This window comes from Pseudomonas sp. B14(2022), assembly GCF_012030485.1.
Lineage (GTDB): Bacteria > Pseudomonadota > Gammaproteobacteria > Pseudomonadales > Pseudomonadaceae > Aquipseudomonas.
The window spans coordinates 31001-54851 of record NZ_JAAUVM010000022.1; the positions used below are offsets into that span (position 1 = coordinate 31001).

A 23851-nucleotide genomic window follows, 5' to 3' on the forward strand; every position below is an offset into this window, starting at 1 on the left:
AGTCGAAAGACATGACGGGATGCCCTGCCTGTGAAGACAGGGCGCTGACTGGATCTCAGGGCTGCCAGGTAGTCTTCTCGCCACTGAGCTTGCGATCCAGGAACGTCGCCGCGCTGATCAAGGCCAGATGGCTCAGCGCCTGGGGCGTATTGCCCAGGTGGCGGGCCTGGCTGTCGAACTCTTCGGCATACAGACCCAGCGGATTGGCGTAGCGCAGCAGTTGTTCGAATTCCAGGTGGGCCTTCTCCACTTGCCCGGCGCGGGCCAGGCACTCGACGTACCAGAACGAGCAGGCGGCAAACGCGCCTTCGGTGCCTTGCAGGCCGTCGATCGCGTTGTCGTCGTTACGGTAGCGGTAGACCATGCCGTCGCGCACCAGGCTTTTCTGGATCGCCTCCAGCGTGCTCAGCCAGCGCGGATCGGTGGCGGCGACAAAGCGTACCAGCGGCATCAGCAGCATCGAACCGTCCAGTGCGGTGCTGCCGATGTGCTGCACAAAATGCCCGCGCTCTTCGTTCCAGAAGTTGCTCCAGATATCGGCGTAGATGGCCTGGCGCGTCTGGTCCCAACGCGCAAACGGCGCCGGCAACGAGCGCTTGGAGGCCAGGCGGATCGCACGGTCCAGGGCCACCCAGCACATCAGCCGCGAATGCAGGAAGTGATGCTGCTCGCCGCGCATCTCCCAGATGCCCACGTCTTTCTGGTTCCAGATTTCGCAGACCTGGTCAGCGACTTCCACCGTGTGTTTCCAGCCCTCGTGGGAGATGGCTTCGCCGTACTTGTTGACCAGGTACACCGCGTCCATCAACTCGCCATAGATATCCAGCTGGACCTGGTCGACCGCGCCGTTGCCGACGCGCACCGGCTTGGCGCCGCCGTGGCCGCTGAGGTGCTTCAGCTCGGTTTCGGGCAGCTCCTGGCGGCCGTCGATGCCGTATAGGATATTGATCTTGGTCGGCTGCCCACAGCAGTCGCTGACCCGGCCCTTGAGCCAGCGCATATAGGCGTTGGCCTCGTCGACAAAGCCCAGGCGCATAAAGGCGTAGACGGTGAACGAGGCGTCGCGGATCCAGGTGTAGCGGTAGTCCCAGTTGCGTTCGCCAGCGGGGGTTTCCGGCAAGCCGAAGGTGGCGGCGGCGATGATTGCGCCGTGTTTGCGCGAGGTCAGCAGCTTGAGGGCCAGGGCCGAGCGGTTGACCATTTCGCGCCAGCGCCCGCGGTAGTTCGACTGCGCGATCCAGCCGCGCCAGAACTTCAAGGTGTGGTCCAGCGCCAAGTCGGTACAGCCACTGTCCACACGTTCATCGTCCTGGCCGCCGAGTACGAACTCGGCGCATTCTTCCTGATCCAGGGTGAAGCGGGCCACGGCGGCGTTATCTTCGATCTGCAACGGATGGCTGCCGCACAGGCGCATGCCCGGCTGGCCATCGGCGTTGAAACAGATGCTGGCGTTATCCAGGCTCGCCTCGGTGGGTGCGCGCGCATAGTCATGGCGCACGGCGCAGCGCAGGTGGAGGGTGGCCGTGCCGCTGACCACACGCACACGGCGAATCAGCAGGGGCAAGTCGTCGATCTCTTCGCTGATGACCAGCAGGTCGGTGATTTCCACCACGGCTTCATCGCTGAGCCAACGGGTTTGCAGCACATTGGTGTCGGGCAGGTAGATCTGTTCGCGGCGGGCGTTGGGCAGGTCCGGGGTGAGTTGGAAAATGCCGGCATCGGGGGTGTCCAGCAGTGAGCAGAAGATCGATGGGCTGTCGAATTCCGGCCAGCAGAAGAAATCGATGCTGCCTTTATCGTTCACCAGCGCCGCGCTGCGCATATCGCCGATGATGCCGTGGGCATCGATGGCGCTTTGTGGTTCGTTTTTCAAATCAACCATTGTCACGAAACTCCGGGTAAAGGCTCATGCCGCCATCAATGAACAGGGTGCTGCCGACCACGTAATCGGAGGCGTCACTGGCCAGCCATACCACGGCGTTGGCCACGTCCTCTACGTCGCCGACCCGGCCATACGGGATCAACTTGAGCAGCTCTTTTTCCGCCGCACCTTCGGTGGCAGCACGGTTGATCGCCGTACGAATCGCCCCCGGCGCAATGCCGTTGATGCGAATGCGCTGTTCACTGACTTCCTGGGCGAGGGTGCGCATCAGCATGTCCACGCCGCCCTTGGACGCCGCGTAATTCACATGGCCGGCCCAGGGGATCAACTGGTGCACCGAGCTCATGTGGATGATTTTGCCGGCGGCACGGGATACGCCTTCACGGATGCCCTGGCGCTTGAAGAGGCGCACCGCCGCACGGGCACAGAGGAACTGGCCGGTGAGGTTGACGCCGATCACGGCGTTCCAGTCGTCGAGGGTCATGTCGACCACGGCTGCGTCCTTCTGCATACCGGAGTTGGCCACCAGGATGTCCAGATGGCCGAACGCTTCGAGGGTCTTTGCGAACAGGCGTTCTACATCGGCCTCTTTAGACACGTCGGCGCCGATGGCAATCGCCCGGCCACCCTCGGCATTGATCTGCTCTGCCAAGGCTTCTGCGGGCGCGGCCTGGCTGTTGTAATTCAGCACCACCGCAGCGCCGGCTTGCGCCAGAGCCTTGGCCGCACCGGCGCCGATACCGGAACTGGCGCCCGTGACCAGTGCTACTTGTTGTTCCAACGAGATACGCATTGCCCACCCGGCCTTAAATTCGTGAGTTCAAGTAGCTGACTGACGGCGCGTAACGGAAGTTCAGCCGTGTGAAATTAGCGACTACAACCATGGTGAGAAATGGAATAACAGAAGAATAAAAAATAACCATAAGATACTAAAAAACCGCTAAAAAGCGTTTGACAGGATTTTTAGCCCCGTGTCTTATAAGCACACCTCAACCCGTTCCGCTGGTAGTTCGGAAGTCATGCGGAGTCACCTATAAGAGATGCCTATGTGTTTATCGGCAGCTATAGGGGAACTACCAGAGCAGGGAGCTACGACGTTGCCTAAGTTAGTTATTTTCGATTGCGACGGTGTACTCGTCCAAAGCGAAGAGATCACCCTGTCTGTATTGATCGCCATGCTTAATGCTCAGGTACAGGACGGCACAACACTTGATAGTGCGTATTTCATTGAGCACTTTCGTGGAAGAAAGATTGCCGATTGTCTGCGCGAGGCAGAACAGTTATTGGGTATTTATTTGACCCCTCAGTTTGAAGAGGACTTCCGAGTTCGAGCGCTGGAAGCATTGACGCTTAATGTAAAAGCGACCGATGGGATACTTGACGTATTGAACGTGCTGGAGATTCCCTATTGCGTGGCCTCGAGTGCGCCGCGCAATAAGATTGAACAGTGTTTACGCCTTGTGGGGTTGTTGCCTTATTTCGAGGGGCGAATATTCAGTTGTTATGAATTGGGGCGTTGGAAGCCTGATCCGCTGGTATTTTTAACGGCGTGTGAAACTTACAACGTTGAGCCCTGTCATGCGCTGGTGATTGAAGACAGTGTCACAGGGATTCAAGCCGCCGTTGCAGCCACTATACAAGTCCTGGGTTTTGGTCCGGTGTCTCGACATCGAATATTGGCCGAAGCCGGCGCGTTACCTTTTGCCGATATGCGTGAGTTACCGACCCTCATTGATCAAGTTACTCAAGGAGCAAGTGTTGTGGGCACACTGGGTTATATAGAGCGACTTAAACGTAATGATCCCTGTTCGGAAGTGTGGTGGGATTCGTCGCCCGTGGTGTACGCACCGTATAAAAAACATTTGTTGGACAAGTACCCGGCGGCGGCCGCCCATATCGAACAGTTGATGCCGCAGGATCTCTCCCAGCCTTGGGGCTTCAGCAGTGTGACCACCAACCCCCGGCTGGTGACGGCGGCGATCCTCGACAAGAAAGAGTATTGGTCGTCGCGTTTTAACCTGGCCAGCCTGTCTCCCGGGGAATTGCGCAAGCAGCTGTACAACGAAGTGATTGCTGAAGGTGCCTCGACGCTCAAGCCACTGTGGGTTCAATCGGCTCAGGCCGACGGCTGGATATGCGCCCAGGTCGATCCTTCGGATGTGCGGTGCACCGAACGCATGACCGCACGAGGCCTGGAGCTGCATCGCCTGGCCGCGAATGTGATGGTGAAAGTGCCGGGCAGCCAGGAGGGTTTCGCGACGATCGAACACCTGGTGGCCCAAGGCGTTTCGGTCAACATCACGTTCTGCTTCACTGTTTCGCAGTTCCAGGCCGGAATCCAGGCAATAGAGCGGGGCATCGCCAGTGCCCGCCGCAATGGTGTCGACACCGGCCGTTGCAAGTATGTGATCACCTTTATGATCGGGCGTTTTTCCTGCCAGCCCGAGTTCGCCTTGCAGGCCGCCGAGCGTGGCCTGGCGCTGGGGCCGGAGGACATGCGCTGGGCCGAGCTAATGATTTACCAGCAGATACATGCCTTGGTCGCGGGCTCGAAAGTGCCGGTCAAAACCCTGCTTTCCAGTATCAAGGTCGACGTTGACGAGCGTGGCCACAAGCACTGCTGGCACCTGGAAAAGACCGGGCTGACGACCACGTGCTACACGCTGACGCCGGATGTGGTGGAGTTTCTGATCGAGCGTGAAAGCCACGGCAAGCCGGTGGCACCCGCCCGCGAACCTCAACAGGTGCCGGCGGAGACGTTCGCCAGGCTCATCCGCATTCCGTACTTCTGCGAAGCCTATTTCATCGACAGCATCGAACCCTACGACTTTGGCAATCATGAGGCGTTTATCAACGCCTGCAACGAGGCCAACAGTGCGCATCGGCGCCTGACCGATTACTGCGTGCGCCTGTGTCCGGTAGCGAAGCCTTTCGCACGCTCGCTCAACGCCATCCTGGCTGCTGAATATGGGGTGCTGGCATGAACAAGATGGTCGGGTTGTGGGCGCACCCGCGTTCCCGTTCCACGGTGCTGGAGCGTGTGTTTATCGAGCGGGGGGATTTTGAGGTCTTCCACGAGCCGTTTGCGCATATGGCATTTTCCGCAGATTCAGTGATTCCTTCGGATGAGTGGGATCACAGTTTGCCCACCACGTATCAAGGCATAAAAGAGCAACTGCTCAAGGCCCGGGAAAGTGCCAATGTGTTTCACAAAGACATGTGTTACCACTGCCTGGATGACTTGAAAGTTGACCGGGATTTTCTGGCGCAACAACACAATATTTTTATTATTCGCGAGCCCGCCAGCAGCATTATTTCCCATTACCGGGTACACCCCGATATGCCCGTGCAGGCCATCGGGCATAAAGCCTTGTACGAGATTTTCTGCGTGGTGACCAAACTCATCGGAAAAGTGCCTTATGTGATTAATGCCGATGACCTTGCCGCGGAGCCGGAGCGTGTCATTCGTAAACTGTGTGACTACTTGCAGATTGAATTTCTGCCCCACGCCATGACATGGAAACGCGAATGCCCGCGACAGTGGAAAACCTGGAGAAGTTGGCATGTGGCGGCGGAGAACAGTGAGCGCATTGCGTTGCCGCACACACCACCTATCGATATGGACGCTTTCGATCAGTCGCCAAAATTAAAAGCCCTTTACGAATACCACCGACCCTTCTACGCACGCATGAATGAATTTTGCCAATAAGGATTGTTGTATGAAAAAGTTGATTGTCACCGGTGCGGCCAATGGGATTGGCCGGGCAACTGTGGAAAAGGCTATCCAGGCAGGTTATTTCGTCATCGGTGCCGACAAGGACGCCGAAGGCCTGTGTGCGTTACAGCGCACTTACACGGCGGATGTATTGGAAACCCATGTCGCGGACTTTTCTGATAATGCGCTGATCAAGGGTTTTATACCTGCACTGTACGAGCGCCACGCAACGATTCATGCCTTAGTTAATAACGCTGGTATTTACCACGGCAAAAGCGTCTACGCCTATTCCGATGCTGAAGTGGACGAAATCCTGACGGTGAACCTCAAGGCACTGGTTTATCTCTCCAAAGACTTCGCCGAACGGGAAATGAAACACGAAGCGCCGCGCAGCATCGTCAATATCGCCTCTGTGGCCGGCGAAGTGGGCAGTTGCGATGCCTTGTACGGCGCCACCAAGGCGGCAGTGATCGGCCTGACCAAAGCCAACGCCTGGAATTTCGCGCCGTTCGTGCGGGTTAACGCGGTGTCGCCGGCGCTGATCCACGACACCGCCATCTACGGCACCATCCCCGAATACCGCCGCGCCGAGTACGCGCGCCAGGAAATCCTCAAGGAGCCGATCCTGCCCGGCGGCGTTGCCGAGGTCATTTTGCTGGTGATCAGCGATGCCATGCGTCATGTCACCGGCAAGGTCATTGCGGTGGACAACGGAGCCTACCCACGATGAGCCCGTCAACCCCCAAGAAGAAACTGCTGCTGGTGGGCGCAGGCAACCTGTGCCTGCAGATCCTGAAGATTCTCGGGCCGAAAAATGCCTTTGAATTCGTGGTGCTGGGGCGTAATGAAGACACGACCTTGCGGCTGTGCAACCTGGTCGCATTGTCGTGTGCGCAGTTGGGGCACTGCATCGCAATCAAGCCAGTGATCGCCGACCTCACCGATATCGACCGGGTGACGCGGGTGCTGCGTGAAGAGGCGCCGGACCTGGTGGTGAACTGCGCGTCGTTGCAATCGTGGCGGGTAATCACCGGGTTGCCCAAGCTCTCGTTCGAGCAACTCGACCAGGCGCAGTTCGGCCCCTGGCTTCCCATGCACCTGACGCTGATGCATCACTTGATGCAGGCGGTAAAAGCCTCCGGCATCGTGACCAGGACAGTCAACGCGGCCTTTCCCGATGCGGTCAACCCGATCCTGGCCAGGGTCGGTCTGGCGCCGGATATCGGGGTGGGCAACGTGGCCAACCTGATCCCGGCAGTGCGATTTTCCATCGCGCGGCTGCTCGAGTGTGAGCCTGCCGATGTGCAGGTGTGCCTGTATGCCCAGCACTATTTCAGCCACTACGTGCCGCGCGGCGGCTTGCCCCCGCGTGCCAGTTACCGCTTGCTGTATGAGGTTCGCGACCGCCCGGCCGTGACGCACCTGCCGGCCGAAGCGATTTTTTCCACGGTTAAATCCGAGTTCCGCCGCCTGGGCGGTATCGATGGGCAGTTCCTCACGGCGTGCTCGGCCGTCACCGTGATCGAAGGGCTGTTTTCGCCCACGCCGGTGCGTGTGCACGCGCCCGGCCCGCTGGGGTTGCCGGGCGGCTATCCGGTGTGGTTGCAGGAGGGGCAGATCAACGTGCAGTTCAGCGCCGAATGCCCCCAGGACGAAGCGGTGCGCATCAATACCATCTGCCAGAGCCAGGATGGCATCGATGAAATTCATTGCGATGGCTCTGTCACCTATAACCCGCAATGCATGGCGGTGATGCAGGCGATGCTGGGGTACTCGAAGAAAACCATGTCCATCGAACAGTCCGCCGAGTTTGCCCACGAATTGTCGAGCAAATACCTGTCTTTCAAACATTCAACCTGGTAGGTGTGTGATGAATCAGATGTCGGTGCACAAGCGCAGCGAAGTCGCCAGTTACGCAACGCAATACTCGAAAAAATTCGTCGAACGCTGGGATGATTTGATCGATTGGGAGAAAAGAAAGGCGGGGGAGAACGGGTTCTTTGAAAACCTGCTGAGGCAGCACGGCGTGAAGTCGGTGATCGACGTGTCCACGGGCAGTGGTTTTCATGCGGTACAGCTTAAACAGGCGGGGTTTGATGTCGTCGCTACGGACGGCAGCAGCACGATGTTGACCAAGGCCCGGGAGAATTTTCGGCAACGCGGGTTGGCGATCGAATCGCACTACCGGGACTGGCAGTCCCTCGATCCTGCTGAGCTCGGGCGCTTCGATGCCGTGGTGTGCCTGGGCAGTTCGCTGTGCCATGTGTTTGCAGCCCATGAACGGTTGGAGGTGCTGGAGAAGTTCAGGGCATTGCTCAATCCGGGCGGCTTGCTGATTGTGGATCAACGTAATTTCTTTGCCATTCGCGCAGGCAAGTTCAAATCCAGTGGTAATTACTATTACTGCGGTACACACGCATCCGTTGGCTTGGGGCAGGTCGATGAACACGTGTGTGAGTTCATCTACTCGTTCGATAACGCCGAGCAGTACCGGTTGCAGGTCTATCCGCTGTTGCCGGGCGAGTTGAAGGGGGAGGTGCTCAAGTCCGGATTTTCCGCCCATGAGAGTTACGGGGATTTCCAGCGTGACTACGACATGATGAATTGTGATTTTGTCATCCACACGGCGCGCGCCGTTTAAGGAGAGCCTGATGAGCACATGGGTACAAAGTAGCGCGCGCCCGTTGGACAGCGTCGTGCTGGCGGTGGTGTTGACCGGGTTCGTGGCCAGTACCTACGGGTTTGGCGTTTACCTGTTCGCCAACCTGGTGGTGGACATGCGCCGCGACATCGGTTTCGACTACACCACGGTGGGCCTGATCACCGGCGGCGCGCAGATCGGCTTCCTGCTGTTTTCATCGGTCACCAGTTATATCAGCCGTTTTTTCGAAGGCTGGAAAATCAGCCTGGTGTCGACGGTGATGACATCCCTGGCGTTGTTGGGGCTGAGTGTCAGCAACAGTGTCTGGTTATCCGGGGCGCTGTTGATTTTGCTCGGCGGCTGCTCGGCCTCGGTGTACATCCCGCTGGCGGAGATTGTCACTAAGGGCTTCAGCCCGGGTAATCGCTCGCGGGTCATGGGGCTGATTTCCAGTGGCACCAGCTACGGCGTGTTCATCAATGGCTTGCTGGTGTCGTTCCTCACCCTGCAGGGTGGTTGGCGCTCGATCTGGCTCACTGCGGGCATGATCTCGGTGGCCCTGTGCGTGGTGGCCTGGTTTCTGCTGCGCAACATGGAGGCGGACAAGGACGCCGGCTTTTCCGGGCAGCGTTCGACGGCCTTCGACAGCCACGCACCTTGGTTGAGTCGCTCGCTGTACCTGACCTGGGCCATTGCCTTTTTGAATGGGATGGCGCTGTTGCCGTTCCAGACTTACCTGGCTCCGTTCCTGCGGGATGAGTTGGGGGTGTCGGTGCAGGATGCCGGGTTTGTCTGGACCACCATCGGCGCGGTGGGCATGGCCTCGGGCTTTCTGGTGGGATGGATTGCCGACAAGGTGGGCGTCAGGGCGTCGCTGGCCATGTGCTTTCTGAGTGCGGGGCTGGCCGCCACCCTGGTGTTCAGCTTCAACAGCCTCCCGCTGTTTTACCTGGCGGCATTTTTGTTTGCGCTGGCGTTCTACCCCATATTCGGGCTTGTCCCCAGCTACATCGGGCAAATCGTGCCGGTCAGCCGACTGACCCAGGCATTTGGTATTGCCAATGTGCTGATCGGCCTGGGTGGTGTGTGCGGCAACTTCCTGGGCGGTTTTTCCAAGGACCTGACCGGCTCGTTCTCGACCGTCTACTGGGTGGTTGCGCTGTTGCTGTTCGTGCAATGCGTGATGGTGTTCCTGTTGGGTAAACCGCCTGTGGCGGTGACGGAGGGTGAGCGGCCATGAGTCATTTTGCGGAACGTCCAGACCGGAATCTGCATGCGTTTGCGTTCAGCCATCTCGGCGCCGAACGCTCGCGTATACCGCAAAAGCCTTTGGTCATCTGGATGACGGGCATCTCGGCTGCCGGCAAGTCGACGATTGCCGATGCGTTGGACGGGGCCTTGCAGGCACAGGGGCGCTTGACCTGCATCATTGACGGCGACTCGGTGCGCGGCGGCTTGTGCCGGGACCTGGGTTTTACCGACAGCGACCGCACTGAGAATATCCGGCGGGTCGCCGAAGTGGCGCGCTTGATGCTGGACGCTGGGCTGGTGGTGATCGTGGCGCTGATCTCTCCGTCGGCGGCCAGCCGGCATTACGCGCGCGCCATTGTCGGCAATGAGCATTTTGTCGAGGTGTATGTGGACGCGCCGCTGGAAACAGCCGAACAACGTGACCCTAAAGGCTTGTATAAAAAAGCCCGCCTGGGGCTGATCCAACACTTCACCGGTATTGATTCGAACTACGACGTGCCGATCTTTCCAGAAGTGCACGTGGACACCCAGGCGCTGTCTGTCGAACAGTCTGTCGCGACTATTCTCGATTGGATGGCCCGCAACAACGAGCGCACATAGCCGCTGGTCTTCGCGCCGAGGTGGCGGTGCCTGCACGTTCAGAAAACAAGGTAATCTGCGCCATCGCAGCCATACCGCGTTTTTTCAGGAGCAGGCATGACGCATTTCACCGGCACTGCAAAATCCATCCGTCTGATTGGCGGGGTCCAGGTCTTGGACTTCATCAATACAACCAACGGCCGCCGCCCTGGGTCGCCGCTCAAGGTAATGGAAGAGCGGCTCACCAGTTTTCAGTTCTTCATTGAATGGGCGCTGCACGCCTCGTTGATCTCCGCCCAGGAGTTCGCTGAATACAAGGCCATGGTGTTTGAGTCGCCTATTTCCTACCAACCGGATCTGGACGCCATCATTGCGTTCCGCGAATGCCTGTATGCCGTGTTTTATCCGTTGTCCTTGCGTCAGGCTGCGCCTGATGACGCCTTGCAGCAGATCAACCTGAATTTCCAGCAAGGCACCGCCTGGCGTGTACTGCGCACGGTTGACGGGACGCCGGCCTGGGCGTGGAAAACCTGCACCTCTGCCCAGGAACTGAGTGCAATGTTGATCGGACGGCTGGCAATCGAGGCCACGCAATTGCTGGTGTCCGGTGATCTTCGCGCCTTGAAGTGCTGCACGGCCACCGACTGTGATTGGCTATTCCTGGATATCTCCAAGAACAAACTGCGCAAATGGTGCCAGATGAGCGTGTGCGGCAGCCGGGAGAAATTGAGTCGCCTTAAACAGGCGCTTTAGTCTCCAGGCAGTGTGAAGGCCTCTAAAAAAGTTGAATATTAGTCATCTATAAAATCAATAGGTTGCGCATCTTTTTTGACAACGCTGCACTGTAGATTTGTCAGAATTACAGATAAAAGCCTATGTGATCTTCGAAATAAATGAGCCAGCTTCGGCTGGTTCATTTAATCCATATTTCGGAACGCTCAACTGGCTCAGTGCTAGGAAAATCGCGAGGAACGTGCTCAGATTCTGCCTGTGTCACATAATCGATACAGTCCGAAGTACGGGCTATGAGTGAGAAATAGGAATGCCTTTAGATTGGCTTACGGCACTCAAGACTCCAGCTGCGTGGGTCTTTAAAAAAATCCTGACGGTTTCGGGTGACGCGTACGCTCGACATAAAGCAAGCGAGAGAGCCGTGCAAGGTGAAGACTTAGCCAGCCAAACCAGCCTTCATCACCTCACAGGGGAAGAACTTAAAAAACTTGTAGCCAGTGGCAAGTCATTTTCAGGAATTCGGCCTTACGCCTTCCGAAACTGGTTGCAGCAAGAAGCTAACGTCAAGCTATTTATCGAAGCGCTGATAGCCCGGGCAGGTGGTGATCCAGAAACGTCAGAACGGGCAGAGAAAGAGCTCGCTGCAAATTACGAGGTTTTCGCTCGGAATACAGATTCGCTACCTGACAACTTGGTGACACAAGTCGTTTCGTATGTATTGGGGCAACTCCAAGCAACAGAAAAGGGCCAGCAGGAATTGCAGTCGGCTATTGCGTTTCGGTCATCTGCACAGCTGCAAACGCTGCTTCATCCTGAGGAACTCCAATTTCCAAGTCACGCCGATTTAGAGCGTGTACGAACCATGGCAGCAAAATTGCTCGAGGCAGGCAAGCGCAGTTGGAAGATGCCTCAATTCATTGCGCCGCTCATTCTAGAGGCTCACGAGATACAAGGTGAATCCGACTTGAGTTCGCGGTCAATTAGCACCTCTGAGCTTGTGACAGTCATCGAGAGGGGATTCAGTCTAGTTTTGTTCGGTGAGGGCGGTATAGGCAAGACTACGTTTTTGCTAGAGCTCTGTTCGTCTTGTTTTGGAGCGGGTGGTCGTATACCGCTGTTCGTGGACGCAGCACTTTGGGGGCGAACCGGTTTGAGCCTTCTGGAATACCTCTCCAAACGCCCCTCAGCAATAGCAAATCGTGTAACTATCGATGAGCTAACCAGATTGGCCGAAGCTGATCGCCTGGTCGTCATGCTTAATGGCTGGAACGAGGTGCCCGTCTCGTTGAAGCTGGCCTGTCTGGAGGAGCTTAACCAGTTGTCAGCCGCTGCAGAATCACTCGTCATTGTGGTCGTATCTCGGAGTTCAAGTGATGCGCCCAGGTTATTAAACACGAGGCGAGTGGAGGTTCGAGGCCTTACATGGGATGGCCAGACGGCGGTGCTCCGCGCTGAGCTTGGTGATGCCGGATCGGAACCACTACTCAACCTACTTGCCAAAAACACGCGCCTTCGCCAAGTTACGAGGAGCCCGCTCATACTTCGAGGCTTTATTGCACAAGCTGGGAAAGGTGCTGCATCGTATTTGAGTGTGTTCGACCTCCTCGGTTCCAGCGTCCAGGCCTTTGAGGAAGATGACCTTCGCACTCTTTTACTGTCTGACGCTCCTGTAAATGGCCATTCTCGCGAATATCTCGAAGAGCTTGCCTACCGACTTACGCAGAGGCGAACTATCGATTGCTCCAGAAACGTCGCGCTTCAAGCTATTCACTCCGCTGCCACTCAACTGGCCGAACGCAGGCTAATAGGGGCTCCCCCACAACTGGCTTCGATCTTAGATCTGCTGGTCACTCATCATTTATTGCACCTCGACGAAGGCGTGGTTCGCTTCGCGCACCAGCGCTTCCAGGAGTATTTCGCAGCCACGCGGCTGCTACGGATATGCAGCGATGATGGTGCCTCGGCCGAGACTCTGTATACAGCGATCAACCAACCGGCCTGGGACGAAGCGCTCGCACTTATCGCGGAAAAGCTCAAAGGTGACGAGGGCTCGGCTGCCGCTCGAGTTCGGATAGTCAAGGTTGGCTCAGCGATAGATCTGGGGCGGGCTTGCGATTTGATAGGAATCTGTGGTTTTGGTTATGCAGACGACTCTGAGCTTCATCGCCACGTGGTCGCTAGTGTCAATGAGCTAGCCTCATCCTCCTTGGGCGAAGTTCGCGATCTTGGGATCGCCTATCAAATTGCGTCTGGTTTACCGGCTTTCGCTGAGAGGTTGTGGCCACTCCTGGAAAGTGAAGATCAACAGACCCGCTTGCAAACGTATCGATTGAAAGGTCACGGTATATCCTTAGTTCAGCTCGGAGCCGGGGCTGAGGTTAGAGTTGCCTCATGGACATCAGACCGCCGAGTCGAGTTTGTACATGAGATCGCTGATAGTGCAGACAACTACGAGTATCTCGTGAAGCTGGCTCGAAGTGAGCCTGAACCTGCTGTAAGGGCAGCAGCGATTTGCGCTTTATTCTGGCATTTTCCCGCTTCGGACGTGCCCTTTTTAGCCTGGCTGGATGCTCCAGCTGAGGTTCAAACTGAACACAACGTTCTGAATTACATCCAGTACGCTTTGGAGGAAGGGTTCGTTGGCGACGCTGTACGAGAGCGTCTACATAGCATCTATGAAAACGATATATCCGGGAGCACATGGCTTAAGCTTGCGAAGGGCTTTCCTCGCGTAGTTGGGGCGGGTGCGATGGATGTGATCTTCGAGCACTTGCGTAGCAGTAAACACCTCGGAGACGATGACCCCCTGGTCGAGATTGCACTGACCAATGCACCCGAACGCTTATTGGACCTTGCTTCGGAGCTCGCCCTGCACGCGCGAGTCGTGCCTGAATGGGTTGGTGAATTTCTGCACCGTGCCTCAACTGAGGTACAAACTAGGACCTTCGAGCAAGCATGGCTCGTTCTCCAGGGGCAAGATTTCAATAGTCTGAGCGGCGAGATCCTAGGCCCCCTTGCTGGCCGTGTTCAAACCGAGCGCAGCGTAGCCTACTTTTTGCGTTCCCCTGAAGTTAATCGTGGGTCAGTGACTGAATTAGACCGCGAAAAAAATAGGACGCTGACCAACTTGCTTGCACATGCACCTGGATGTGATCTGCTGAGTGTTGTAATGAGGCGAGCACAGACATCCTCCTACTATGAGGCTGCTCAATTGATTGAGCTGGTGTGGCGGAGAGTTTGGCGTGACGAGGGCAGCTCTAGTGCCGCCAATCGATGGCTGCCAACAGTTGATGAAGTCCGACAGCTGGTAGCCCAGTTTTGTCAGAAGGAAGAGATAGCAGAGATTCCACAGGACAGGATTTGGATATACCTCTCTTGCATCGCAAGTCATGTAGCACCGGCGGAGTTCGGGCCTCTTTTATTAGAGACCTGTCGCCGCCATCTAGATGCTTGGAGTACTTTCAGGAAGAGAATCGATCAGTGGTCGGAGAGGCCCTCATCACCACGACCGCATAACCCCCAGTTTGGCAACTACCTGCTGGCGGCCATGGTTAAGTGGGGGCCTGAGGCGATGCCGAGCCTGCTGGAACTAATGGCCCATTCTAGTGCAATGGAATTCATTCCGGACGTGCTTGCTCGCATCGCCAGCTCACCTTGGGCCCGCGAGAAGGAGCGGCCATTCAGCAGTGTTAGTGCTGATATCAAGGAAGGTGCGCGGCGTAGGAAGCTTGGGAGAGTGCACCGGCAGCCTGACGATACTTTTCAATACTGGACAGATGAGGCCGCCAATATTCTTGGGCAGGAGCTGAGAGAGCTTGTGACGCGCTACAAGGAGAAGAAATCCACTGACGAGAAGTGGAACGTACGTGAGGCACAGTATCGCGTAGGATACCTCGCGGGAATCGTGGCGAGATTTCCAAGTTCTAGCGTTATCGAGCCAATGCATTGCGCCTTGGCTAGTGCTCTGATGGATATTCACGGTACGGTTGAAGCGTTACGTGGCCTCGTGCGCCAGGGTTTTTACATCTCCGATACGGCAATTGTGGAACCGCTCGAGGCGCTGTACGAGCAAGCAGTCGATTCAACGTGGCTCGACGAACAATCGAGCTATGTTATGTCCGACCTGAGTGAGCTACTGCTAATCGCAGTCTCCCCAACGCTTTTGAGTAAAACGGTGGTGCACTATCTTCAGCTATGGCGTCGATTCTCGCACCCCGCTGAAATCATCCGTCGTTTAGGTGCCACGTGCTCGGAGTCTGCCTGGCCCGTACTACTGGAGCTTGGCAGTGAGCTTGATGAAAGCGAGGAGCTCGCACGCGCTTTGATTTCCTCTCTGGCGCCCAGGCATCTTGCCGAATTTCTTGCCCTTGTAGCCAATGGGAAACTGTTTGAATGGTGTAGAAGTGCTTGGACGTTGGAACAACTTGCTGCAAGCATTGCGACCACGGTGGGCGAGGGGGCTATACAGATCGAGGCCTTGCTGGATGCATGCCGGAAGCCAAAGACGCCGCTCGCTGATGTACTTGCCGTCGCAGTTCTCTCACACATCAAAGGAAGCGAGGCTACTCGCCGTCTCTTTCTCTTAGAGGTGCTTGATGCTGGAAGGGCTGTTAATTCGAACATGCCGGTGTACAGGATGTTGGGAGACGCATTCACGCTCAAAGAGCCGATGAACAACACGCAGTACGAAATCATGCCGAAAGCAAGTAACGAGCTGAGGATGGAACTTTACGCTCGGGCAAAAGGTACTGGGCAGATTGCCGATACCTGCAAGCGTCTACTTGCTTCACTGGAATGCATGCGCCGAGAAACTGTCCGCCCCAACGACGAACCGCGTCATCCCGCTCCAGAAGATGGGTTGGCTTGGACTGACATACTGCTAGGCGCTCATACTTCTTGATAGCCAGGGCCAGTACTGCTTTACAGAAACTATTTCGGCCAAAAAGACTCAGTCGGAAGCGCCTAGGAGTGAATGGTTGATTCAGCCAAAAATTGACTGGAACCTCCCGAGGTTATATCCTTGCGTGGCTTGCTCTGAGGTTCGTGGGTGAAAACCTCCTCTCGGAGACACTTGAAAGAAAAGCCCATCATCTGGTGGGTTTTTTTGTGGCTGCAAAAAACTCAAACACGCTAGGGCAGCAAACATTTCGGCCTGTGATGGACCTGGTCCCTCCGATAGGGACGACGGTGCTTCAATCGACATTGGTCTATCAATGCACCTTCTTTCGAAATTATCGCCTGGTTCGTTTTGCTTTGAGTTCGCAGCTCTCTGCAGGGCCGCAATTGACGAAGAAGAGGTTGGAAACGTTGATCTCCCGGCCCTTCGATCCAGCAGACCTTTTGCGTTCGGCTTTCTTGTCTCTGTTATTGCTCATCACGAACGGGTTGACTGGAGTTCTCTTTGAGGCCCGCGGATATTTCGCCATCCCATTGTAAATTAGTACGTCCATGCGCCATGTCATCTACAGACGGTTAGATATTGGTATGATGCCGTCTGTCTAACAAAGATATTCAGATAGTTTTACAATGTCCAAGCTACATATTAACAAGGATGAATTGACGATGGGGCAGGACGAAGAAAATATACCAGCAGCCTATAACTCTGTTGATGAAGCAATCAACGAGATCCTTAGAAAAGATCCGCATAATTATTATTCTTCATCACATGTGAATTGGGATGCGGCTACGATCGCTATCAAGTCGGCTCAAGGAATTTCTTTTGACGCAGAGACTTTTTTAGCGCTGGTAAAGAAAGCAACTCCCTATAGCGCACGGTGTTTTTACGAGTTTTTGGACCGTTGGGGGAGCAAAAACTGGGATTCCGTGAGAGATGTCTTTGCTCAAGAGGCGATGAGGCTCTTTGCTAAAGGACATGGTACTGAATTTTCCCCCTTTGTTACTGCATGGCCGCTTCTGAAAGCGGACACAGAACTGCTAGATCGCGTGATTGAATTCATGAGAAACAACCTAGTTGAACTTAATACGTCCGTGACGCGGCTAGTGGACCTGCAACACGGTAAAACGGCGGCTCAGCGTGTGATGGCGGTAGTCATGGACGCCCCCTATTCGGTTCGGAATAGAGATGAATTAGCCGAGGTCGTCAAGCAATGGGCGGGGGATAGCTGCTGGGGAATGCTACAAGTGCTGCTTTGGAGTACTTCGCAGAAAAGTGACAGTCAGTTAGTGCCTGTGACTGACGTAGAAAGGGTTGCCCGCTTACTCAAGGAGTTTGGGGTTTTGTCGTCACCGAACAACTATAGACTTTCTGATCTTTCGGCCGAGTCTAGAGCTTCTTGGCGGCGTGAACTGAAGGCCGCGGTAGAGGGTGATGAGGACCTTCTTGAGGCAACAGCAGAAACTCTTCTTGGCCTAGGTAGCCCTGCGGATGACCGGGCGGTTCTGTTCACGGTTTTGGAACTGTATGACGATGATCTTGAGAGTAAGGTTTCTTCCTTTTTGACCCATCCAAATGAATTGGTGAGACGTCGATCGCGGGCTGCGATTGATATGGTTCGTCTCGAGCCAGATATCTCGATGTTTTCCCAGACAGGCGCTTTGCAGATAGGAAGTAGGAATTCAGGCGTCGTGCGTAGCCTGCGCAAGCCACGAACCTGGATTGCCGATGCGCGTATTGAGACACTGATCGAGGATACTCTGGAGGATGCCGCTAAGACCGCGGGCAAACAGATTCTTAAAAACCTCGACAGCGGTGAGGAAACTCATGTGATGGTGCTATTGGGCGAGCTTAAAACGGCCTTTTGCTCCATCACTGAGTTGCTGGAAGATCTAGCTGCTGATGCTGATGCGCAACACCGACTTAGCTTTGAACTGGATGTTGATTATCGCGTCGTTGGAAAAAAAGAGGAGGGGGGCAAAGGGGTAGGCAGTAAAACTTTCTCAACAGATGTGTGTTTGCTCATAGAGCTCCGTAATGCAGGAACGCAATTTTCCCGCCGTGCTTCGCTCATTCAAGCGAAACGGATGTTCTCCCCCGCTAAGCGCCCCCACTACCCTATTAAGCTGAAGCAGCTCCAAGATCTATCAGCACAGACTATGGCTAGCTTTCTGATGCTGCTAGGGCCTGAATGCAATGGAGTGAGTATTCCGATTATTCCAGCACGGCTGATGCTCGATCTCATTGCGCGGGGTGAGCGAGCTACACAGCTAGCTCCTCAGCGAGCATCAGATTTGGGTAAGGGTATAGGGACCTGGTTCGTGGAAGATGTTATCGGTTTGTGGACAGGGGATTGGGCTACAAATATTCTCGCTCGCGCGGAGGGAGGGAAACACCGAGAACCTCTGATACTCGCGAGGCTCGTCGTCGATCAAATTCCGAAAGGGCCGGACGGTTGGCACAGGCGGCGCCGGCGTTAATATTTAAGCGGTGAGAGTTTCGGATTAGCTCGATTACGAGAGTGTGGTAGGTCACGCGGAGATAGCCACGGCCAGGACTCCTTGATGCTGTGGCCGGGCGTCCCCTGTGAGGGTCTCCTACACTTGCGAGGCGTGGGGTGAGCGAGCTTGCGAGATCTGCGCGTGCGAGAATGCTCCAGACGCCGTTTTTGCTAAGGCCTCCGTCAAGGTGATCCTTCGGGTGTTCAGGATGGCGATCTGATCGAGATATGTTGCCGCTGACCGAAAACTGACCCAGAAGCAGTTCGACGCCAACCCCTACCAATCGGTGCGTGACTGGGACAACTTCAGCGGCCGCCGCAAGGACGTGTCCTTCAAGTACATCCGGCAGATCGACGACCGCACCCAGGCTGAAGTGCTGACCTACTATTCCGACAGCTTCCGTGGCAGCAACATCGCCAACCGCGACCTGAAAACCCTTGGCTCCTACCCGCGCACCTACTACACCTTCGGCATCGAACCACGGGTGTCCCATGTGTTCGACGTGGGCCCCAGCACCCAGGAAGTCAGCGTCGGCTATCGCTACCTCAAAGAAGGCATGCACGAGCAGGCCACCAGCCTCAACCTGGTCAATAACGTACCGACACCGGGCGGGCAGAGTGATGGTCATGTCTACCAGGACCGCACCGGTGGCACCGAGGCCAGCGCCTTTTATATCGATAACAAAGTCGATATCGGCAAGTGGACCATCACCCCGGGTATTCGCTTCGAAGACATCCGTACCGAATGGCACGACCGCCCGGTGGTTGCGCTGAACGGCACTCGCACTCAGGAAAAACGCCGCGAAATCCACAACACTGAACCGCTGCCGGCACTGAGCGTGATGTACCACGTGTCCGATGCCTGGAAACTGTTCGCCAACTACGAGACTTCGTTTGGCAGCCTGCAATACTTCCAACTCGGGCAGGGCGGCACCGGCGACCAGACCGCCAACGGCCTGAACCCGGAAAAAGCCAAGACCTACGAGGTGGGGACACGCTACAACGACAGCGTGTGGGGGGGCGAGCTGACATTCTTCTACATCGACTTCTCGGATGAGCTGCAATACGTCAGCAACGATGTGGGCTGGACCAACCTCGGCGCTACCCAACACACGGGTATCGAAGCCTCGGCCCACTACGACCTGTCGAACCTGGACTCGCGCCTCGACGGCCTCACGGCGAATGCCGGCTTCACCTACACCAAAGCCACCTCCGAAGGCGACGTACCGTTCAAGGGCCGTGACCTGCCGCTTTACTCCCGTGAGGTGGCCACCCTGGGCCTGCGTTACGACATCAATCACTGGACCCACAACCTGGATGTGTACGCCCAGTCCGGCCAACGCGCACCGGGTACCACCAGCACTTACATCACCCAAGGCACGGCGGACGGGCGGTTCGGCGATATCCCAGGTTATGTTTCAGTCAATGTGCGCAGCGGTTATGACTTCGGCGAACAGTTGTCGAACCTGAAGTTGGGCGTCGGCGTGAAAAACATCTTCGACCAGCAGCACTACACCCGTTCCAGTGATAACAATGCCGGCTTGTACCTGGGCGAACCGCGTACGTTCTTCGTTCAGGCCAGCGTCGGGTTCTGATCCGTCCCGGTTTGGAAATATCGCAGTCCTTGGCCGGGCTGCGATTCTTCTGCTCCTTTCCTACACTGTTTCGGCGCATCTTGCTGCTTGATCAGGAACCGATTCCGACAAAAAGCCACACATGGGCTAGCTGACAAGCTTCGACTTCATGGTTGGAGCGCCCGGCTGAAGATTGCGCTCACCGTATTGGAGAAACTTATGTCGGTATCGATGCTCGATACACCCGTACCCACCTCATCAAACCCTGATTCTTCGCAGGTCAAATCCAGCCCTGCGGCAAACAACAGCCGTGCGGCACCGGCCGCACCATCCTTCAGCGGTCAAAACGCTGCAAACGTCAGCTTCCAGTCCCGGGAAAGCGCGGCCGGGCCAGTGTTCGGCGGTCAATCGCAGGCGACAGCGCGTAATAGTGTTGCAGATCCCGCGGCCCATCAAAAAAGCGCTTCTGCGCAGTCGGGTTTACTGGATCAGATCAGGCATTGGGTGAACCCATGGTTGGGTTGGGGGCGACCACCGCACCATCCAGGTTGGAGCAACCCTCCACCCCGACCCATGCCTGTCATCAGCAACCCACCGCCACGCCCATTCCCTACCTTGCCAGGCATGCCTGACCCGCAGTACTCCCTCAAGAACAATGAAGACTTGGCAATGCAGCTGCGTGACAACTTCAATGCCTTCAGGGACCCCAGGAACCCTGGGTATATCAGTGCCGACAGCATTCGAGCGATGGCGAATAAAGGTTGGTCTCCGTTTCCCAGCGTCAACGAGAACATTCGCCTGGCCAAAGAACTGCTGCGACGTCCGGAACTGATGAGTGCGCTTGACCGGCACACCTCTACCGGTGCGCTCGATGGTCTGATCGACCGGAATAATGTGAACGCAGTTATCTACGGACAAAACTACTTCAAATACAAGACTGACAAGGAACTGGCCGGTGAGATGCTCGAGCATTTCAACGAGTTGAAAGGCAGCCCCTGGAACCGAGAACTGAACGTCAACGATCTGAGAAAGCTGGCTGCCGAAAACCTGACGGGTGACTCTCCCAGGGATCACCTGATCCAGTTGTCCCAGGAAATTCTAAAGCGCAGTGATGTGCTGAGGCAGATGGATGACCTGCTCAGCAGGCCGGGTGACCATAAGATCAGTTGGGCTGGGCTTTACTTTCTGGCTCGCTGAGCGACACCCAGGCGCCGCGAATCGGATGCGGCGCCTGCATCCATCCTTTCAGGAACTGTTTACGCCAATTCGCCACACAGACTTTATCCACCGGCACCAATCAACTCCGGCGGTTTTCAGATTCTGAGTGAGGGCTAACCAATGACTTCAACCTCGTTTCGTTCATCCCAGCCCAGCTGCCAAGAGCTTTTTCGCAACCCCCATGCAGAGGACACCACGCTGTTGGAGAGGGATGCCGCATCGCGCGATACCTTTGCCCCTTCGAATGTACATGCGGCCGAAGCCCAGCGGATGAAGGCTTTTGTCGGCCAGCACAAATTCCAGGCACCTGTTGCGGGTGACTTTTTCCGGGGCATGCGGGTGGAGGAAAAAAGCGCCCATGACGATACTACTGCGCCGAAAAACGCCGGCCTGCTCAATGGCCTGACCGCTTGGTGGCGCAAGCAGAAACTAGGTTGATGCTGCCCTGCGGTTACAAACACTCAAATTTTACTGGAGTCCATTTGGCCTCTCTCCGGAACCACTGTTTTCCGAGAACCACTTAATCGCTGGTTGTTGATTTCGAGGCGTTTTTGACGATCGAACAACCAGGGGCCGGTCCACGGAATCTAACTATGCTGGAGATGAACTATGTCTTTCATGATCAATAATCCAGGGGGTGTCCCGCCTGGGTTGAATACAGCGACGGGGAACGGCCATGCCCGATACGGGGTAGATGCACGCGCGCTTGGCAAATCGCTCCCCACGCAGCAGCCTTCATTCGATAGTAAGTTCGCGAACGGTGCCCAGCGGCATTTCGACGGTCAAAACCTCTACGGGGGCATGTCGAATGTGGGGAACCCCTATGTCAGTTCGGACGACCACCTGCTGGCGACTCAACTGAACAACGTCTTTCCTATGCTGGGTGATTTCAAGGAAGGTGGCCGCCTGACCCTGAAATCATTGACGAACATAGCCAACGCGAAACCTGGCGAGAGCAAGGTCCCCGAACGTACGATCATGCTTGCCCGGGAGATACTCAATCGCCCACGACTGGGCGAGTCGATTGTTGGCAAGGGCAATGAAATCACCCCGGACAGCCTCGAAAAAGCCGCCAGTTTGATGATTGGCAATACCAATCCCAACACTCAGAGCGCCGACCCCTACCATGCGAAAACCGACGCACAGGTCGTCCAGGCGTTCAGGGGCATGTTTGATGACTTGCGGGACACGTCGGAAGACCGCACCTTTTTTTTCGAGAAGCACCGGTATGTGAAGAAAGAGACGATTATCGAGATGAGCAAGGATCCTGACGAAACAGACAAAAATGGTCAGGTTGTGCGGGATATGGCCACTGGGTTCCCCAAGAAGAAATACAGCGAGCAGCAGGTATACATGGCCAAGAATCTGGTCGAACGACCCGGGCTGTTGGCTTCGCTGGACAGCACGAAGGCTAACGGAACCAACATTTTCGGCAGCCACAACGATGATGGCTGGTTGAAGAACTACAGCATTGATCGCTGGTTGAAAAACGATAAGGAAGAGAAGGGGAGATAAATCGCTCAGGCGTGCATGAGCTTCTTGAAAGACTCAAGAGGCTCATGTTTTTCTTCGTTCATACCCGCAGTATTTTTCCGCTGACCGCCACCGCTACCAGCAGTACCCCGATCAACAGGAAGGCGGTTGCCAGGCTGCTGCCATGGGCAATGAACCCGATTACGGCAGGCCCGGTCAGAATGCCGGCATACCCGAGGGTAGTAATGGCCGGGACGGCAATGTGTTCCGGCATGACGTTTTGCTTGCCGACGGCGGTGTAAAGCACCGGAACAATATTTGAGCAGCCGGCCCCTACGAGGGCGTAGCCCAACAGCGCCATTTCCCAGGCGGGTGATAGCGTGGCGAGGAAGATACCGGCCGCAGCCAGCGAGCCACCGGCCACGATTACCCAGGTAGCGCCCAGGCGCCGTACGATGGCATCACCGGTCAATCGCCCCGCCGTCATGGTCAAGGCGAACGCCGCGTAGCCCAGCCCGGCGTAGGCTTCATCCAGGTCGCGCTCGGCGCTGAGGAACACCGCGCTCCAATCGAGCACCGCGCCTTCGGCCAAAAACACAATAAAACACAGGCAGCCGATAAACAGCACCACGCCATGGGGCACCGCAAAGGCAGGCCCTGAGCTTTCACTGCCATAAGGCAACAGGTGTGGGCCGGCCTTGAGCAGCGCCACCACCATGACAGCGATCACCACCAAGGTCGCCTGCAGTGGCGACAGGCCCAGCCCCAGGAGCCCGGCGACACCCGCCGCGCCGACAATCCCCCCCAGGCTGAACAATCCGTGAAACCCCGACATCATGGTTTTTCCGCTGGCTCGTTCGACAATCACCGCCTGCAAGTTGACCGTGGAATCTACTGTGCCCAGGCCGGCACCGAACAGGAACAAACCGGCCATCAGCAACGGAATCGAACTGACCGTGGCCAGCATCGGCAAGGCCAGGCAGATCATGATCGTACCGGCCGTCAGCACCCGTCGGCAGCCAAAGCGCGACGCCAATGCGCCCGCCGCCGGCATGGCGATGATCGAGCCCACCCCCAGGCACAACAGCAACAGACCCAGCGTGCCTTCACTCAGGTCTGCGCGCGCCTTGGCATAGGGCACCAAGGGAGCCCAGGCGGCGATACCGAAGCCGGCGATGAAGAAAGCGATGCGGGTCGACATTTGCTCCAGACGCCCGGGAACCACGGGCGCAGAGGTGGGGATGGCAGTCATGAAAAATCCTTGGTTTAGCGTTCAACGAACGATGTCCGGCGCGACATCCTTGCACATCAGGCCTTGGGGGGCGAGCCGGGTTCCCCTCGAGATAAGCGCCGATGATTTTTTTTACAATTCGGGAACGTTATAGGCGTTGG

At 56.4% G+C, this 23851-nt stretch carries 16 protein-coding genes and 2 pseudogenes; 15 read left to right on the top strand and 3 right to left on the bottom strand.

From position 1 onward, the window contains the following. Positions 1-55 precede the first annotated feature (55 nt). Positions 56-1882: a glycoside hydrolase family 15 protein gene (locus HCF10_RS25040; protein ID WP_167656632.1), complete on the bottom strand. Its 1827-nt coding sequence runs from the start codon at positions 1880-1882 to the stop codon at positions 56-58. Next, a complete protein-coding gene (locus tag HCF10_RS25045) occupies positions 1875-2675 on the bottom strand; it encodes a glucose 1-dehydrogenase (protein ID WP_131700038.1) in 801 nt (266 codons plus the stop codon). The genes HCF10_RS25040 and HCF10_RS25045 overlap by 8 nt, the downstream gene beginning before the upstream one ends. 253 nt (positions 2676-2928) lie before the next feature. On the opposite strand from HCF10_RS25045, the pseudogene HCF10_RS31805 reads away from it, so the two are divergent. From HCF10_RS31805 to HCF10_RS25120, 15 genes and pseudogenes are all read left to right on the top strand, one after another. Then, positions 2929-3519 (top strand): annotated as a pseudogene (locus tag HCF10_RS31805) (HAD family hydrolase); the annotation flags it as partial. 123 nt (positions 3520-3642) lie between these two features. Then, positions 3643-4866: a transaldolase family protein gene (locus HCF10_RS31810; RefSeq protein ID WP_167656659.1), complete on the top strand. Its 1224-nt coding sequence runs from the start codon at positions 3643-3645 to the stop codon at positions 4864-4866. Further along, positions 4863-5591, top strand: a complete 729-nt coding sequence (locus HCF10_RS25060; protein WP_131700037.1) for a sulfotransferase family protein — start codon at positions 4863-4865, stop codon at positions 5589-5591. The genes HCF10_RS31810 and HCF10_RS25060 overlap by 4 nt, the downstream gene beginning before the upstream one ends. A gap of 10 nt (positions 5592-5601) precedes the next feature. Beyond that, positions 5602-6327, top strand: coding sequence for an SDR family oxidoreductase (locus tag HCF10_RS25065; RefSeq protein WP_167656633.1), 726 nt, complete (start codon positions 5602-5604; stop codon positions 6325-6327). Then, complete coding sequence (locus HCF10_RS25070; RefSeq protein WP_131700035.1) at positions 6324-7460, top strand: hypothetical protein; 1137 nt, start codon at positions 6324-6326, stop codon at positions 7458-7460. The genes HCF10_RS25065 and HCF10_RS25070 overlap by 4 nt, the downstream gene beginning before the upstream one ends. 7 nt (positions 7461-7467) lie before the next feature. After that, positions 7468-8238 carry a class I SAM-dependent methyltransferase gene (locus HCF10_RS25075; protein WP_131700034.1) on the top strand — a complete coding sequence of 257 codons (771 nt, stop codon included), beginning with the start codon at positions 7468-7470 and terminating at the stop codon, positions 8236-8238. 10 nt (positions 8239-8248) lie between these two features. Then, positions 8249-9478, top strand: a complete 1230-nt coding sequence (locus HCF10_RS25080) for an MFS transporter (protein ID WP_167656634.1) — start codon at positions 8249-8251, stop codon at positions 9476-9478. Beyond that, positions 9475-10089: an adenylyl-sulfate kinase gene (gene cysC / locus HCF10_RS25085; RefSeq protein WP_167656635.1), complete on the top strand. Its 615-nt coding sequence runs from the start codon at positions 9475-9477 to the stop codon at positions 10087-10089. The genes HCF10_RS25080 and cysC overlap by 4 nt, the downstream gene beginning before the upstream one ends. Before the next feature lie 96 nt (positions 10090-10185). After that, positions 10186-10821: a CGNR zinc finger domain-containing protein gene (locus tag HCF10_RS25090; protein ID WP_145337073.1), complete on the top strand. Its 636-nt coding sequence runs from the start codon at positions 10186-10188 to the stop codon at positions 10819-10821. 400 nt (positions 10822-11221) lie between these two features. Next, on the top strand, positions 11222-15700 hold the full coding sequence (locus HCF10_RS25095; protein WP_167656636.1) for an NACHT domain-containing protein: 4479 nt from the start codon (positions 11222-11224) through the stop codon (positions 15698-15700). A 626-nt stretch (positions 15701-16326) separates the two neighbouring features. Next, positions 16327-18174, top strand: a complete 1848-nt coding sequence (locus tag HCF10_RS25100) for a hypothetical protein (RefSeq protein WP_167656637.1) — start codon at positions 16327-16329, stop codon at positions 18172-18174. A 268-nt stretch (positions 18175-18442) separates the two neighbouring features. Then, positions 18443-19789 (top strand): annotated as a pseudogene (locus HCF10_RS25105) (TonB-dependent receptor family protein); the annotation flags it as partial. A 198-nt stretch (positions 19790-19987) separates the two neighbouring features. Beyond that, positions 19988-20965 carry a type III secretion effector protein gene (locus HCF10_RS31110; RefSeq protein WP_184746696.1) on the top strand — a complete coding sequence of 326 codons (978 nt, stop codon included), beginning with the start codon at positions 19988-19990 and terminating at the stop codon, positions 20963-20965. A gap of 291 nt (positions 20966-21256) precedes the next feature. Further along, positions 21257-21424: a type III secretion effector protein gene (locus HCF10_RS25115; protein ID WP_131700069.1), complete on the top strand. Its 168-nt coding sequence runs from the start codon at positions 21257-21259 to the stop codon at positions 21422-21424. A gap of 171 nt (positions 21425-21595) precedes the next feature. Next, positions 21596-22501 carry a hypothetical protein gene (locus tag HCF10_RS25120; protein WP_237683179.1) on the top strand — a complete coding sequence of 302 codons (906 nt, stop codon included), beginning with the start codon at positions 21596-21598 and terminating at the stop codon, positions 22499-22501. A 58-nt stretch (positions 22502-22559) separates the two neighbouring features. On the opposite strand, the gene HCF10_RS25125 is transcribed toward HCF10_RS25120, so the two are convergent. Continuing rightward, positions 22560-23711, bottom strand: a complete 1152-nt coding sequence (locus tag HCF10_RS25125) for an MFS transporter (RefSeq protein WP_131700028.1) — start codon at positions 23709-23711, stop codon at positions 22560-22562. Between the last annotated feature and the right edge of the window lie 140 nt (positions 23712-23851).